14 protein-coding genes and 1 pseudogene are annotated in these 16,659 nt (G+C 38.0%); 11 read left to right on the top strand and 4 right to left on the bottom strand.

Annotation, left to right across the window (positions count from 1 at the left end; translation table 11 throughout):
- Positions 1–16: 16 nt before the first annotated feature.
- Positions 17–838, top strand: coding sequence for a carbohydrate ABC transporter permease (locus BMSHG_RS01705; protein ID WP_019152700.1), 822 nt, complete (start codon positions 17–19; stop codon positions 836–838).
- Here BMSHG_RS01705 and BMSHG_RS01700 read toward each other — a convergent pair whose 3' ends face one another.
- Positions 839–1,450 (bottom strand): YesL family protein, encoded by a 612-nt coding sequence (locus BMSHG_RS01700; RefSeq protein ID WP_019152699.1) that lies wholly within the window; start codon positions 1,448–1,450, stop codon positions 839–841.
- Positions 1,451–1,551: 101 nt separating this feature from the next.
- Between BMSHG_RS01700 and xylA the strand changes: the two genes are divergently transcribed.
- From xylA to mutL, 5 genes and pseudogenes are all read left to right on the top strand, one after another.
- Positions 1,552–2,883 carry a xylose isomerase gene (xylA, locus tag BMSHG_RS01695; protein WP_019152698.1) on the top strand — a complete coding sequence of 444 codons (1,332 nt, stop codon included), beginning with the start codon at positions 1,552–1,554 and terminating at the stop codon, positions 2,881–2,883.
- Between the two features lie 60 nt (positions 2,884–2,943).
- Entirely contained in the window at positions 2,944–4,443 is a 1,500-nt protein-coding gene (gene xylB / locus BMSHG_RS01690; RefSeq protein ID WP_019152697.1) for a xylulokinase, read from the top strand.
- Positions 4,444–4,469: 26 nt separating this feature from the next.
- Positions 4,470–5,492: pseudogene (locus BMSHG_RS25605) on the top strand (aldose epimerase family protein); the annotation flags it as partial.
- Between the two features lie 236 nt (positions 5,493–5,728).
- Positions 5,729–8,299: a DNA mismatch repair protein MutS gene (mutS, locus tag BMSHG_RS01680; protein WP_019152695.1), complete on the top strand. Its 2,571-nt coding sequence runs from the start codon at positions 5,729–5,731 to the stop codon at positions 8,297–8,299.
- Between the two features lie 20 nt (positions 8,300–8,319).
- Entirely contained in the window at positions 8,320–10,158 is a 1,839-nt protein-coding gene (mutL, locus tag BMSHG_RS01675) for a DNA mismatch repair endonuclease MutL (RefSeq protein WP_019152694.1), read from the top strand.
- 101 nt (positions 10,159–10,259) lie between these two features.
- On the opposite strand, the gene BMSHG_RS01670 is transcribed toward mutL, so the two are convergent.
- Complete coding sequence (locus BMSHG_RS01670; protein WP_019152693.1) at positions 10,260–10,733, bottom strand: hypothetical protein; 474 nt, start codon at positions 10,731–10,733, stop codon at positions 10,260–10,262.
- 362 nt (positions 10,734–11,095) lie between these two features.
- On the bottom strand, positions 11,096–11,662 hold the full coding sequence (locus BMSHG_RS01665; protein WP_019152692.1) for a CBO0543 family protein: 567 nt from the start codon (positions 11,660–11,662) through the stop codon (positions 11,096–11,098).
- 167 nt (positions 11,663–11,829) lie between these two features.
- Between BMSHG_RS01665 and BMSHG_RS01660 the strand changes: the two genes are divergently transcribed.
- Together BMSHG_RS01660 and BMSHG_RS29215 are read left to right on the top strand one after the other, a co-directional pair.
- Positions 11,830–12,279: a hypothetical protein gene (locus tag BMSHG_RS01660; RefSeq protein ID WP_019152691.1), complete on the top strand. Its 450-nt coding sequence runs from the start codon at positions 11,830–11,832 to the stop codon at positions 12,277–12,279.
- A gap of 109 nt (positions 12,280–12,388) precedes the next feature.
- Positions 12,389–12,721: a hypothetical protein gene (locus BMSHG_RS29215; protein WP_019152690.1), complete on the top strand. Its 333-nt coding sequence runs from the start codon at positions 12,389–12,391 to the stop codon at positions 12,719–12,721.
- Between the two features lie 67 nt (positions 12,722–12,788).
- Here BMSHG_RS29215 and mreBH read toward each other — a convergent pair whose 3' ends face one another.
- Positions 12,789–13,796, bottom strand: coding sequence for a rod-share determining protein MreBH (mreBH, locus tag BMSHG_RS01650; protein WP_019152689.1), 1,008 nt, complete (start codon positions 13,794–13,796; stop codon positions 12,789–12,791).
- 317 nt (positions 13,797–14,113) lie between these two features.
- Here mreBH and miaA point away from each other — a divergent pair, with 317 nt between their 5' ends.
- The 3 genes from miaA (at position 14,114) to spoVK (ending at position 16,625) form a co-directional block, all read left to right on the top strand.
- On the top strand, positions 14,114–15,106 hold the full coding sequence (miaA, locus tag BMSHG_RS01645) for a tRNA (adenosine(37)-N6)-dimethylallyltransferase MiaA (protein WP_051030892.1): 993 nt from the start codon (positions 14,114–14,116) through the stop codon (positions 15,104–15,106).
- Positions 15,107–15,132: 26 nt separating this feature from the next.
- Positions 15,133–15,375: an RNA chaperone Hfq gene (gene hfq, locus BMSHG_RS01640; protein WP_019152687.1), complete on the top strand. Its 243-nt coding sequence runs from the start codon at positions 15,133–15,135 to the stop codon at positions 15,373–15,375.
- A gap of 305 nt (positions 15,376–15,680) precedes the next feature.
- Positions 15,681–16,625, top strand: a complete 945-nt coding sequence (gene spoVK / locus BMSHG_RS01635) for a stage V sporulation protein K (protein ID WP_019152686.1) — start codon at positions 15,681–15,683, stop codon at positions 16,623–16,625.
- Positions 16,626–16,659 lie beyond the last annotated feature (34 nt).

The raw sequence follows: 16,659 nt of genomic DNA, 5'->3' as shown, positions 1-16,659 counted from the left end.
AGGAGGATTGTTTTTCATGAAGCGGATCGGTTCCTTTTTTCTCTATTTGTCATTAGCGCTCGTCGCTCTTTTTCAAATCTTTCCGATCATGTGGCTATTCTTATTTTCTTTAAAGGATAATCGTGAAATTTTCTCTGGTTCACCATTTGCCTTGCCATCAGAGTTTCGCTGGGAGAATTATGCAAAAGTGTGGGAAGGGGGAATTGGGATCTACTTTTGGAATAGTGTCTGGATTACAGGACTCGCCATTCTTTTTACTGTTTTATTTGCCAGTATGGCGACATTTGCAATTACTCGAATGAAATGGAAACTCAGCAATATCGTTCTCGGGCTTTTTATGGTAGGACTTATGATCCCGATCCATTCTTCGATCATTCCTTTATTTAAAATGTTTCTCAATATAAATTTAATTGATAGTCCTTGGTCTATAGTCATTACGTATACAGCCTATAATCTCCCGATCACGATCATGATTTTACTAGGATTTTATTATACGTTACCCCGTGAGATTGAAGAGGCAGCAATTATCGATGGATGTTCTGTCCCACAATTGTTTTTTAAAATTGTTCTTCCAATGACGATACCAGTCATGTCTACGACTGTCATTATTAACATGATTTACAACTGGAATGAATTTGTTTTTGTGAATACGTTTATTAGCTCTGATAAATTTAAGACTTTAACGGTAGGAATCCAAAATTTCATCGGGCAATACATGACTGACTGGGGTGCCATTGGGGCAACGTTAATCATTAGTGTATTACCCATTCTTATCGCCTTTATTTTCTTTAGTAATAAAGTAGTCGAAGGAATGTCCTCTAGTGCAGTTAAAGGTTAACTAGTTTTTCTTTTGCACTTTGTTAAAGGCATGTAGCGCTAACCACATCGTAATATAGGCAATGGAACTAACACCAAAAATTAACCCGATAGCGGGAAAATAATAAATAATGATAAAAAGAGAAGCGAGTGAAAGCACCATTAACAAACTATGAAATGGGTGGATGAGCATGATAAAGAAAGCATGCTTCACAATAGAGTGATTGTTTAGATCAAAATGAACAAATGCCGGAAAGAGATAGAATACAAATAACATAGAAAGAAGCATGAAGGCGAATAGAGGAGCATGCATCCAAGTTACAATTGATTGATCTATTTCCTGTAAATAGATGAAATCAAGGCCGATTAATAGAAAAATAAGATAGATCAAGATCCCTAGTTTATTACTTTTCAGAAAATCATTTTTATAATAATTCCAAAAGGATGAAAAAAGGGGGATATCTGTATTCCCTCTAAGCCAACTGCGAATAATGGCATACACGGCGACAGTAGAGGGGATAAGACCAAAGAGAATGCCACCAGCTAAGGTGAAGACAGCCCATAATAGCTGAAGATAGGCAAATCGAGTGATCCATTCAAAAGTACGATAGATAATACTACTAATTTGGTTCATATGTATCTCTCCTGCAAGTGTTTGTCGAAAATCTATTAATATCATAATGTAAACATTTTCAATAAGCTATTACTTTATATCATAAATAGGAGGTTTGTACCATGTCATACTTTAGCGCTATTTCAAAAATTCAGTTCGAGGGTCCTTCATCAACGAATCCGTTTGCATTTAAGCATTACAATCCAGATGAAAAAATCGGTGGGAAGACGATGGAAGAAACACTCCGTTTTGCAGTTGCCTATTGGCATACCTTTACCTTTGAAGGTAATGATTCATTCGGTGTGGGGACAATGCTTCGTCCATGGGATCATTTATCGGGAATGGATCAAGCGAAGGTTCGTGTTGAAGCAGCATTTGAATTTTTTGAGAAGCTTGATGTTCCTTATTTTTGCTTCCATGATGTGGATATCGCTCCTGAAGGAAACACTTTAGCTGAAACCTATAAAAATTTAGACGAGATTGTGGCAATGCTGAAAGAGTACATGAAAACAAGTAAAACAAAATTACTTTGGAATACGGCGAACAACTTTACAAATCCCCGTTGGCTTCACGGGGCGGCGACTGCTCCGAATGCAGATATCTTTGCCTATGCAGCAGCAAAGGTGAAAAAAGGCTTGGAAATGGCAAAAGAATTAGGTGCTGAAAACTATGTATTCTGGGGTGGCCGCGAAGGGTATGAAACGCTTTTGAATACCGATATGAAACTAGAATTAGATAACTTAGGTCGCTTCTTCCATATGGCACTTGATTATGCCAAGGAAATTGGCTTCACTGGACAATTCCTTATTGAACCAAAGCCAAAAGAACCAACAAAACATCAATATGATTTTGATGTAGCAACAGGGTTAGCATTTTTACAAAAATATGATTTAGCTGATCATTTTAAATTTAATGTTGAAGCGAATCATGCTACACTTGCAGGTCATACATTTGAGCATGAATTAAGAACGGCTCGTATCAATGGAATGTTAGGATCAGTCGATGCAAACCAAGGGGATATGCTTCTTGGCTGGGATACAGATGAATTCCCGACTGATTTATACTCAACTACTCTTGCGATGTATGAAATTCTTTTGAACGGTGGTCTTGGCAGTGGAGGATTGAATTTTGATGCGAAAGTACGAAGAGGATCTTTTGAAGCAGAAGATTTATTCCATGCCCACATTGCTGGAATGGATTCTTTTGCTATCGGTTTAAAAGTGGCAAACCGGCTATTAGAAGATAAGGTTTTCGAAGATTTCATTGCCGAGCGTTATGAAAGCTACACGAAGGGGATTGGGCTTGAGATTGTCCAAGGGAAGACAAATTTCCATCAACTTGAACAGCATGCTCTTTCATTGCGGGATATTAGAAATACATCAGGTCGTCATGAGCGCTTAAGAGCGATTCTTAATCAATATTTATTAGCGGAACAACTGTCTTCTGTTCAATAGAAATATGTATCATTTCTAGCACTTTTTCACTCATTTAATTTGATAAGCAGGTGGTCAAAAGTGAAATATGTAATTGGAGTCGACCTTGGTACTAGTGCCGTTAAAGTACTATTAATGAATCAATTAGGGGAGGTTTGTGTTGAAATCTCACAGCCTTATCCACTTATTCAAGAAAAATCAGGTTATAGTGAACAGGACCCGGAGGAGTGGGTTGACAAAACGATTACGGCCATATCCATGTTAGTAAAAGGTTTTGGCGGTTCCCTTGATGACATTGAAGGAATTAGCTTTTCCGGACAAATGCATGGACTTGTTCTGTTGGACCAACAAAACGAAGTTCTTCGCAATGCGATTCTTTGGAATGACGTAAGGACTTCAAACCAATGTGAAGAAATTTATAAATTGGTTGGCAAAGAGACATTATTAAAAATTGCTAAAAACCCTGCTCTGGAAGGATTCACCTTACCTAAGTTATTATGGGTGAAGGAGCATGAACCAGAGCTATATAGAAAAGCAAAAACCTTCTTATTGCCAAAAGACTATTTACGATTTCGCTTAACGGGGCAAATTCATAGTGAATACTCAGATGCAGCCGGTACACTATTACTAGACGTAGCTAATAAACGATGGAGTCGTGAGATTTGTGAAGCAGTTGGAGTCGATCTTACGTTATGTCCTCAACTTGTGGAACCACATCAATTCGTTGGAACGATTACAAGTGAGATAGCTAGAAGGACGGGATTATCTGTTTACACTAAAGTGTTTGCAGGTGGAGCTGATAACGCCTGTGGTGCGATCGGTTCGGGCATTTTAGAGGTTGGAAAAACCCTTTGTAGTATTGGAACCTCTGGTGTTGTCCTATCTTATGAAGAGAAGAAAGAGCGAGACTTCAAAGGGAAGGTCCATTATTTTAATCATGGAAAAGAGAATGCCTTTTATACGATGGGGGTCACTCTTGCAGCAGGCTATAGCTTAAACTGGTTCAAAGAATCTTTCGCACAAAAGGAAGATTATGATACGCTACTAACTGGTGTGGAAGAAGTAGCAATTGGTGCAAACGGTCTATTATTTACCCCATATCTAGCCGGAGAGAGAACTCCTCATGCCGATGCATTTATTCGTGGAAGCTTTATTGGAGTGGATAGTTCTCATAAAAGAATCGATTTTGTACGTGCGGTTATTGAAGGGATCACCTTTTCTCTAAACGAATCAATTGAAATTTTTCGAGATGGTGGCAAAAAAATCGATACGATCGTTTCAATCGGCGGTGGAGCAAAGAATGATACATGGTTACAAATTCAAGCTGATATATTTAATGTAAAAATTCAAAAGCTCTCCAGTGAACAAGGGCCAGGTATTGGAGCTGCCATGATCGCTGCATTAGGCTGTGGTTGGTACTCTTCTTTAAATGAATGTGCCGAAAGCTTTACAAAAGTTGTGAAAACATTTGAGCCAATTGAAAAAAATGTACGCCAGTATGAAGAGCTTTTTCGTCTATATAAGAAGGTTTATCAATCAACGAAAGAAATTAGTGAAGGGTTAGCAAGCTTTCGCAACTAATAGGTGGATAAAATGCAAGTTCATATTATGGCGCTGTAGATGAACAACCCGTAACCGAATTTACTTTCATCAACGATCATGGTATGCTTGTTCGAATTCTTGATTATGGTTGTACGATTACTGAAATCGTTGTTCCAGATCGAGAAGGAATATATGAAAATGTCGTTCTTAGCTTAGACAGTATCGATGAGTATCAATGCTCTTCCCCTTATTTTGGCTGTATTATCGGTCGTGTTGCTGGTCGGATAAAGAATGCGGAGTTTGAACTAGGTGGAATAAACTATAAATTAGAAAAAAATGACTGCCGTAATTGTATTCACAGTGGTTCTAGCGGTCTCCATCAGGTAGTTTGGGCTGGGAAAGTAATAAACGAGAAAAGTCGTGTAGGCGTGAGATTTTCTTATTTGAGTGTAAATGGAGAAGGGGGATTTCCAGGGAATCTATGGATTAATGTAACGTTTACGTTAAATAATTTAAATGAATTGGAGATTTCCTATGAGGCAGTGAGTGACGAAAAAACAATTGTTAATTTGACCAATCACTCCTATTTTAATTTGAGTGGCAATTTAAAAGCTGATATTCGAAACCATTGGTTAAAAATGGAGAGTAACGAATTTGCTGAATTAGACGATGAGAAACTACCAACTGGCAAGTTGATTGATGTTGATGGGACTCCATTTGATTTTCGGGAGTGGAGACAATTAAAAAATGGGATGAACTCGAATGATCGACAAAATCGCATAGTCGGCGCTGGTTATGACCATCCGTTTCTATTAAACAATGACAAGCGAATCGTTCTTTGGGATAAAGAGAGTGGGAGAACACTAAAGATCTCAACTACCGAACCAGCAGTCGTATTATATACGGGTAATTCGCTAGAAGGAGAATTTACAATCAGAGGAATAAAGGCACGAAAGTATTTAGGGCTTTGCATAGAAACACAAGCATTGCCAGATGCCGTTCATCACGCCCATTTTCCATCGATTTTTTTGGAGCGAGATGGAAAATATCAATCTTGTACGGTGTATCAGTTTGGACTCGCTAATTAAAGCGCAGTCCAAATTTTTTTTGAAATCACGTATTCACGTTAACAATTCCATAATAAATAATATCTTCGTATTTCATCAGACTTCCTCCCATAAGATAAAGTATACAAATTCTACCTGGATCCCCAATCTTAATCAATACTTTTGGTAATCGAAGCAAACCGTTTCCGCTCGTTTTCAGCTATGGTATAATAGAACAATAAGAATCAATCATGAGAGATTAGTTTTGGAGGATTAGGATGGCAACATATACGCCGATGATACAACAATATTTACAGGTGAAGGCAGACTATTCGGATGCCTTTTTATTTTTTCGTTTAGGAGATTTCTATGAAATGTTCTTTGATGATGCTCTTAAAGCTTCTCAAGAACTTGAAATTACATTAACAAGTCGTGAAGGTGGATCGGAAGAACGGATTCCGATGTGTGGAGTTCCCTATCACTCTGCCCCTCAATATATAGAAAGATTAGTAGAAAAGGGCTACAAAGTGGCAATTTGTGAACAAACAGAGGATCCAAGGCAAGCCAAAGGGGTTGTAAAACGTGAAGTGGTGCAGTTAATCACCCCTGGAACGATGATGGAAGGTCGTGGTTTACAAGAGAAAGAAAATAACTTTATTGCGACATTAAGTCCTTTCTCTGAAGGCTATGGCTTTGGTTACAGCGATCTCTCCACTGGGGAAAGCAAAGTAACGTTGCTAGAGGGAAATTTTGAGCTAGTATTAAATGAAATTGCCCTTTCAGGTGCTAAGGAAGTCGTGATTCCATCTGATTTAGATGAAGGACTTCAACATAAAATACGTGAACGCTTTGCTGCTACTCTATCCTATGAAGATAATGTCGAAGTAAATGAGAGCTTTTCATCGTTATTCAATGCTTTAGAGGAATCAAAGCTATCAAGTACGATAGCGAGATTATTCAATTATTTGTATCGTACTCAAAAGCGATCATTAGATCACCTGCAACCTATTGGAGCTTATGAGATTCAACAATTTATGAAAATTGATTATTATTCAAAAAGAAATCTTGAATTAACTGAAACAATTCGCTCTAAAGGGAAGAAAGGCTCCTTATTGTGGCTTTTAGATGAAACAAAGACAGCGATGGGTGGTCGGCTTTTGAAACAATGGATCGACCGACCATTAATTCAAAAAAAGGATATTAAGAGACGTCAAGCACTCGTAGAGTTGTTCTTGTCCCACTATTTTGAACGACAGGAGATACGTGAAAAACTAACAGAGGTATATGACTTAGAACGTTTGGCAGGAAGAGTGGCCTTTGGAAATGTAAATGCCCGTGACTTGATGCAATTAAAGCGTTCCCTTCATCAAATTCCACCTCTTAAACATATCATTACGCATATGAATCATGAAGAGGCAGAGCTTTTAGCAGCACAACTTGATCCTTGTGAGGAAGTCGTCGAGTTACTCGAGAGAGCTATCGTTGAAAACCCGCCTCTATCGATAAAAGATGGAAATATCATTCAAGATGGATATCATGAAGAGTTAGATCGTTACCGTGATGCAAGCAGAAATGGAAAAACATGGATTGCTCAGTTGGAACGTGAAGAGCGAGAGAAAACAGGGATCAAATCGTTAAAAATCGGCTATAACCGAGTTTTTGGTTACTATATTGAAGTAACAAAAGCAAATCTTCATTTACTTGAGGAAGGTCAATATGAAAGAAAGCAAACGTTAACGAATGCAGAACGTTTTGTTACACCAGCGCTAAAGGAAAAAGAAGCTCTTATTTTACAAGCAGAGGAAAAAAGCGTGGAGCTTGAATATGCACTCTTTACGGAAATTCGTGAGTTTGTGAAGAGCTATATCCCGAGATTACAGCGTTTAGCCAAAATTGTAAGTGAAATCGATGTCCTGCAATGCTTTGCTTCAATAAGTGAAGAAAGGCACTATGTGAAACCGCAATTTTCGGATGAAAGAATCATTGTGCTAAAGGACGGAAGGCATCCTGTCGTGGAAAAAGTGATGAAAGCTCAAGAGTATGTTCCAAACGATTGCTATATGGATCACACGCGAGAAGTACTTCTGATCACGGGGCCGAATATGTCTGGTAAGAGTACGTATATGAGGCAAATTGCGCTTACAGCGATCTTAGCCCAAATGGGATGTTTCGTACCTGCCACAGAAGCGACACTTCCGATTTTTGACCAAGTGTTCACACGCATAGGAGCAGCGGATGATTTAATCTCTGGTCAAAGTACATTCATGGTTGAAATGCTCGAAGCGAATAATGCGATTGAAAATGCGACAGAGAATAGTTTGATTCTCTTCGACGAAATTGGCCGAGGAACATCTACTTATGATGGGATGGCACTTGCACAGGCTATCATTGAACATATTCATCATAAAATTGGCGCAAAAACATTATTTTCAACCCATTATCATGAGTTAACGGTACTTGATAAGGAACTGCCACAGCTAAAAAATGTCCATGTCAGTGCAATTGAACACAATGGAAAGGTCGTTTTCCTTCATAAAATTAAAGAAGGGGCAGCCGATAAGAGTTATGGAATTCACGTTGCTCAGCTCGCTAATCTTCCAACCTCTCTTATTGAACGGGCCAATGAAATTCTCGAAAATTTTGAGAACCAAGGGGAAAATATTCGACCGCCAAAATCAGAAAGTGATCAATTATCATTTTTTGATGAACCAGTAGTTAAAGAGTCTTCTCCTTTCACTTCTAAGGGGAAAAAAGCATTGGAGAAAATTAAAGAAATCGATATTTTAGAGATGACACCCATGCAAGCGATGAACACCCTTTATGAACTCCATAAAAAATTAAAAGGCTAATAGGTTAGGAGGTGGCAAAGTTGGGAAAAATCATTCAATTAGATGATTTACTTTCAAATAAAATTGCCGCTGGAGAAGTAGTAGAAAGACCAGCTTCTGTTGTGAAAGAATTAGTGGAAAATGCCATTGATGCAAATAGTTCGATCATTGAAATCGAAGTGGAAGAAGCAGGGCTAGCTAAAATTCGCATAACCGATAACGGAGACGGAATAGAGGAGAACGATGTTTTAATGGCGTTCAATCGGCATGCCACCAGCAAAATTAAAAATGATAAAGATCTATTTCGAATTCGAACACTTGGGTTCCGTGGGGAAGCACTTCCCAGTATTGCCTCTGTTTCACGAGTGGAAATGAAGACATCTACAGGAGAAGAAGGAACTCGCCTTGTTTTAGAGGGAGGGCATGTGGAGACATTTGAAAAATCCTCCAGTCGCAAAGGGACGGACATTATTGTGACAGATTTATTTTTCAATACACCTGCCCGTTTAAAATATATGAAGACCGTCCATACAGAGCTTGGAAATATAACCGATATTGTCAATCGCCTTGCTCTTTCTCATCCTGAAGTCTCTTTCCGTCTGATTCACAATGATCGAAAGCTTCTCCATACGAACGGAAATGGAGATGTGCGTCAAGTGCTTGCTTCTATTTACGGGCTTAATATTGTTAAAAAAATGATCCCAATTGAAGCGAGTTCACTTGATTTTACGATCCGTGGTTGGCTTGCTCTTCCTGAAATTACAAGAGCTTCTCGTAATTACATTACGACGATGGTCAATGGCAGATTTATTAAAAACTACCCGTTAGTCAAGGCCATCCAAGAAGGCTACCATACTTTACTTCCAATTGGACGTTTTCCGATCGTGATGCTAAATGTCGAAATGGATCCAATCCTAGTAGATGTGAACGTCCATCCATCAAAAATGGAAGTGCGCTTTAGCAAAGAGGCTGAATTGAATCAGCTTGTGACGAAGACGATTAAGGATGCTTTTCATCGAAAAGAACTTATCCCAGAAGGCTTGAAACGTGAACCAAAGCAAGTGGTAAAAACAGAGCAACCATCGTTTGAACTGGACCATTTGCCCGTAGCGAAAGAAACTCAGCCATCCTTTCCTTTAAAAGATTTGCCGGAGATTGAACCACAGGAGTTTTATTGGGATCCGAAACCTGTGGAAAGAGAAAAGCCGCAAGCGCCTGAGCCTGCTCCATTTATTGAGGAAGAAGTTATGGAGTCAGTGAGAGTTTTTCAAGAGGAAGATGAAACAAGAGAAGATTCACGGGTTCCACCTTTATATCCAATAGGACAAATGCATGGAACCTATATATTGGCCCAAAATGAGAAGGGGCTATATATCATTGATCAGCATGCTGCGCAAGAAAGAATTAAATATGAATATTATCGTGAGAAAGTTGGACAAGTGAAAAGTGAACTTCAAGAAATGCTCGTTCCACTTACGTTTGAATATTCAGCAGACGAAGCGCTCAAAATAGAAGAACATAAAGCGCAGCTTGAAGAAGTAGGGGTGTTTTTAGAGCCTTTTGGCATCAATAGTTTTATTGCCCGTTCTCATCCACAGTGGTTTCCAGTAGGAATGGAAAAAGAAATTATTGAAGAAATGCTAGAACAACTACTTACGATGAAAAAAGTAGACATTAAAAAGCTAAGAGAAGAAGCAGCGATCATGATGAGCTGTAAAGCTTCGATAAAAGCCAATCACTATTTGCAAATGAGTGAAATCCAGGCATTGCTTGATGAATTGCGACGATCATCTGATCCATTTACATGTCCACATGGAAGACCGATCATCATTCATTACTCAACGTATGAAATGGAGAAGATGTTTAAACGTGTGATGTAGAGGGGGTTCGAGGAGATTATCTTAAAGTTCCTAATGATAGAAAGATTTGCCGAGCAATCTAATTTGTTATGTTGCTCGGCTTTTGTCATTCCTACTTAACGCTAATTTAATTGTTTTTCTGGGACAATTGGCTTTTCGAAAAGTTTCTGAAAAGCATAATTCAATAAGGCCATAGAATAGAAAATGATAAATATGATGGTAGAAGTGTAATTTTTCAATTTATAATGCCCTAATTTTTGAAAAAACGGATTTAATAGATAAGCGAATATGAAATCACTGACTAAATTGACAAGGGCATACAAGGGAAATCTATTGTATGTAAAGTGAAATACCCACATATTAATAGTAAAGAATGGACCTAATATGAATGCCAGTGCATCAAATATCATGTATTTATATCCACCTTTTACTTGCCACCAATTGAAAAGAGGGTTTAAAAGGGTTTGAATTAAAAGGATAACAGAACAGAATAAAGTCACAGGCAAAAACCTTTTTAAAGAGCGTTTTGGAAGGAATACGATTACAATTGTCCATAACACAATGGCATTAAAGATTCTAAAGAAATTGACTAACATTGGTAGCACCTCCATTTTTTCTTATGGTGTGCTATTTATTATGAACATATTCCATGTTAAAAGAGTGAATCCATTTTTTGATTCACTCTTTTATGGTATGGTCCCCAATAATATGAGTTAAGCGAAGCTAATAACGGTGTTTGCCACCATTTTGCCTCCTTCACAGTCCTCAAAAGTACATTTTCTTTTATGATACATTCACTTATTCAACATTATGTAAACTCCATGTAAAAGTGATAGAGGTAGCTAAAACGATTGGCATTTCCCGAGCAAGCATCATGGGAGTCTGATGTGGAGGTTAACTTGCTCGGGCTAATTAAGATATCCAGTTTTTTAATGATTATTCATGATTTTTTAGAGAATTACTTTTTGGTATTCACAGTATATATTTTACTTTTAGCGATTTGGTTGCATAGTAAGAACAATAGAATATAGATGGGGAATGAATAAATGCTTTTCCAATAGAGAGGTTCATATAAATCTAACCAAATGGCAATCGGTTCGCCGATAAATGCTGCCAGTGTTCCATAGATGATTCCTTTAATAAAAGGATGCCTATTGGGAAAAATTTCGATCATGAACATGATCGAAATAGGTAATAAAGAAAGATCCCATGGTAAATAGGCTGTAATAAATGGAAAAACATTATACGGATAGAGCCATAAACCAAATTGAAGACCTATGGAATCAAGTATTAAAGCAATAATGGCCATAAAGAAACCTGCTCGAATTAGATCTCCTCTAATTTGTTGATTATGTAGTTTTACCCATAAAATCCATGGGATAACGCTTAATCCTAGCCCTAACCACCATCTTGGTGTAAAAAGAATCACTTCTAGCCATGTGTCAACAAATGCATCATGAGCTTTATGGTACAGTGAATACACTTTTTTGATCTTTTCATCTACTTGAGAAGCTTTCATGATCATCAATCAACCTGTTCCTCAATAAAGTGAGTGTTTAAACGTTTTTTTATGAAACTCTTTCTATTTTTTATTAATTTTCATAATTTATACAAACCGTAGATTATCACAATGATTTTTGGTGTGAAAATTAGAAAACAGTCATATATAGTATTAGATGTGGAGGTGGTTCTATGTTTTTGTTATCGCTGCTGCCTATTTTCATTATATTAGTCTTGATTATTTTTGCTGTTGTTGTTGTTTCCAAAAGTAAAGAAGGAGGTGAAAGTGTGATTCGACACCTATATGTGTATCTGGTCTTATTCGCAACATTAATGATGGTCATTGGGGGAGGAATTTCAATCTTTATGGCAACAGCTGATTTGGTTAGTCCACCTTCTTATTATCAGACGTTTACAGATTTCAAAATGATGAGAGAAGGAGAAAAAATAGAGGGACAACCACCAGTACAACTAACAGATGAACAGCTACGGGCAGAGTATGAACAAATGAAAGAAGATGATAAAGAAATTCAACGTAATAATGCAAAAAACCAAATCATTAAAAGTCTAGGTTTTATCATTATCCCTTTACCGATTTTTATATATTTTAATACATTGCGAAAAAAAACGGTTGAGTCATAGGATGGATAAGAATGGGACTAGGATAGGGCCCAATTAGCTTGTCCATAGCTTCCCTTTTATGAGAACGGTTCATATAATGGACTAACTTCATAAAAGGGGAGGTAATAATATGACAAAACAATATAAGGGCAAAGACGATTCAAGACAATTCGGATATGGCTACAATGTTCCAGGTAGCTATGGTTATCCAGGTACTGGTTACGGAGCGGGTTATGGTCCAGGGTATGGGCCTTACGGAGGATATCCAGCTGGCTATGGTTATCCAGGAGCTGGAGCAGGATTGCTTGGTTTTGGAGCAGGACTACTTGGCGGAGCTCTTTTAGGCGGCGGTGTTGGTAGTGGTGGATACTATGGCGGACAAGGTGGACACCATCATGGACATCATGGTCATCATCACCATGGTGGACATCATGGACACCACGGAAATCACCAAGGTCGTTAATCATATTGCATATATGTTAAGAGGTTGTATAATCACGAAAATTATACAACCTCTTTTTTATGATTATTTATTTCGCAGCTTGACGAAGTTTTTTCATAATACTTAATGATTCTCCTGTTCCTAATGCAACAGCCTCTAGTGGATTTTCTGAGAGTTGAACAGGTACGAAAATTTCTTTGCTTAGCCATTCTTCCATTCCGTTTAACAGAGAGCCGCCACCTGTTAAAACAACTCCTCGATCAACGATATCACCGCTAAGCTCTGCAGGACATTCTTCTAATGTAGCACGAATGGCTTCTAGCATATGGAGCAATGATTCTTTTAATGTTTCACGAATTTCATAGGATGATAGGGTAATTGTTTTCGGTAGCCCCGTAACTAAATCTCTCCCACGGACCTCCATCTTTAATTCCTGATGGTCCACGAGTGCATAGCCAATTTCCATCTTTATTTGTTCTGATGTCCTTTCACCAATTAGAACATTATAGGCTTTCCGAATGTATTGAATAATTTCTTCATCGAGGCGATCTCCTCCGATGTTAATTGATTGGCATGCGACGACACCACCAAAGGAGATGATCGCCACTTCAGTAGAACCTCCGCCGATATCAACAATCATATTGGCAACAGGTTCATCAACTGGAAGTCCTGAACCGATCGCAGCCGCAACAGGTTCTTCAATTAAAAAGACCTGCTTTGCCCCAGCATTTCGTGCGGCATCTTGGATCGCTCTTTTGTCTACACTCGTAGCAGCTGAAGGAGTACAGATGACGACATTTGGTTTTCGTACATTTACCCCAGATTTATTAATGGCATGTCTCATAATGATTTTAAGAAGCTCTGTTGTAACATCATAATCGGCAATTACTCCATTTTTAAGAGGACGAATTACACGAATATTTTGTGGTGTTTTTCCAACCATTTCTTTTGCTTCATGACCGAAGGCGATAATTTTCTTGGTACGCACATCAACGGCGACTAAAGAAGGTTCATTTAAGGTAATCCCTTTATTTTTGCTGTAGACCAGTATATTTGCAGTTCCTAAATCAATTCCTATTTCATTTGCTGAAAGCATTTATTTTCCCACCTATTCAAGTTGTTTATGTCTATTTGAGCATGTCTTTATATAAATTAGCATGGAAGTTGTCGATTTAGGGGGTTGTTATCGAATCGTTAACGAAATGTAATGTTAAATGGAATATTTGTAAATTAACAGGTGTGTCTGAATAGACTGGATATTTTTGGACATACTTGATAAATGTTGAATGTATGAGAAAGAGGAAGAGCATGCAAAATTTAACCTATATAATTGTTAAAAAATATTACAATTGAAGAAAATAGCCTTTAAATGTGTTACGATGATAATCAGCAGTTCTTCTGCATAGAACACAAATGGATAGTAAAGGCGTGGAGGAAGTGGACAGTAGTAAAAAGAAAGTCCTTGTATTAATCGGACCTACTGCTGTAGGAAAGACAAAAATGAGTATTGAATTGGCCAAGCGGTTCAACGGAGAAATTATCAGCGGAGATTCAATGCAAATTTATAAAGGAATGGATATTGGCACCGCAAAAATATCAACTGAGGAGATGGAGGGAGTCCCCCATCATTTAATTGATATTAAATGGCCGAATGAATCCTTTTCTGTTGCAGAGTTTCAATCGCTTGTTCGAGAAAAAATCAATGAAATCACGAGTCGCCAAAAGCTACCGATGATTGTTGGTGGTACAGGCTTGTACATACAATCGGTTATTCATGATTATCAGTTTTCAGATGCGCCCTCAGACGAAACGTTTCGCAGAAATCTCGAAATAAGGGCGGAACGGGAAGGAAAAGAAGTGATATACAAAGAACTTCTGCAAGTGGACCCAGTTGGAGCTGAAAGCATTCATCCGAACAATCTTCGCAGAGTGATAAGAGCGCTCGAAATTTTCCATTGTACTGGCAAGACGAGTTTTGAGTTTCAGGAAAAACAAACTCATGATTTATGTTATGACACGGCATTAATTGGCTTAACGATGGAAAGAGAACAGCTATATCAACGGATTGATAAAAGAGTCAATATGATGATCGATCAGGGACTGTTGGAAGAAGTGAAAGGGTTGTATGATTCTGGTCTTAGAGACTGTGGTTCGATCCAAGCGATTGGTTATAAGGAGTTGTACGAATATTTCGATGGGGATAGCCCGTTGGATACAGCTGTTGAACAATTAAAGCAAAATTCGCGTCGCTATGCAAAACGACAGCTGACGTGGTTTCGTAACAAAATGGATGTTCAGTGGTTCGATATGACAGATGTGACGACAAACGCAACGTTTCAGAAAAAAATTGCGGAAATTTCCACGTATATTGAAGGAAAGCTAGAAATAAAATCGAATACATATTAGTAGAGATAAAAGAGGAGGATCCCATGATGAAACAATCCATTAATATTCAAGATCAATTTTTAAACCAATTGCGTAAGGACGGCAGCAGCGTAACAGTCTTTTTATTAAATGGCTTCCAATTAAGAGGTCAAATAAAAGGTTTTGATAATTTCACCGTTTTATTTGAATCAGAAGGCAAGCAACAACTCGTTTATAAGCATGCGATTTCAACTTTTGCACCGCAACGAAATGTGCAAATTGATTTAGATAATCCAGCACAATCATCATAAATTGATCAAGAAAGACTCACTTCAGATTAGATGAAGTGAGTCTTTTTGTTGTTGTATGGTTTTTATGAAAAACCTTAATGAAATAGGTTTGTATTGAATACATATAGTATAGTTAACCATTTTAGTAAGTACAAAAAATAGGCGATTGTCACGAATCACAAGGTTTATGAGTATGATGATGGTAAATCACTCTTTTTATTTGGAGAAGCTGTGCTTTATGATAAACATGGCCGATTCACCCAACTATCAAATATGACTTGAACTCATCTAGAGAAAACAGCTTTTAGAAATGTGAGGTGAAAGCTTTGGACCAACCTTTTCGTATGAAAAATAACGGTCAGATCAGCATTGTACTTAATTCACAAAAAAGAAAAACACTTGCGAAAGAGTTGCCGGATGCAACAATGGTTCCAAAGACGATACCGCAAGAACATGCGGCTTTAAAGGAAATCGAAGAGGAACTTGGTACATTGGTTGGAATGGAAGAAATGAAAAAAACGATAAAGGAAATCTATGCTTGGATATACATTAATAAAAAGCGAGAAGAAGAAGGGTTGAAAGTTGGAAAACAGGCTCTTCACATGATGTTTAAAGGAAATCCTGGGACGGGTAAAACAACAGTTGCAAGGTTGATTGGCAAGCTTTTTCAAAAAATGAATGTCCTCTCTAAAGGCCATCTAATTGAAGCAGAAAGAGCTGATTTAGTTGGGGAATACATTGGCCACACCGCTCAAAAGACGCGCGATCTAATCAAAAAGGCGATGGGGGGCATTTTATTTGTAGACGAAGCATATAGCTTAGGACGTGGCGGTGAGAAGGATTTTGGCAAAGAAGCGATCGATACGATGGTCAAACATATGGAAGATAAGCAGCATGATTTCATTCTTATTCTTGCCGGTTATTCAAGAGAGATGGACCAATTTTTAACTTTAAACCCCGGACTATATTCTCGCTTTCCACTCGTTATAGATTTTCCGGACTATACGATCGATCAATTAATGGAAATTGGAGAAAAGATGCTTTGCGAAAAAGAGTATACATTAAGTCATGAGGCGGAGAAAAGGTTACGTGAACATTTATATTGGATCAAGACATCGTTAAATATAACGAGTTTTTCTAACGGAAGGTATATGCGGAACGTGATCGAAAAATCGATTCGGGCACAGTCCATGCGATTGCTTATGCAAAATCATTATGATCGCCATGAGTTGATGACAATTCGCAGTAACGATTTAATACTCGATGAATAGAGGAAGGCTGACTCTTGTTTCGAGTCAGCCTTCT

The sequence above is a fragment of the Robertmurraya massiliosenegalensis JC6 genome (genome assembly GCF_000311725.1).
GTDB lineage: Bacteria > Bacillota > Bacilli > Bacillales > Cytobacillaceae > Robertmurraya > Robertmurraya massiliosenegalensis.
Note: the sequence above shows the minus strand (reverse complement) of the source record. Positions and strands in the feature narration are given on the sequence as shown.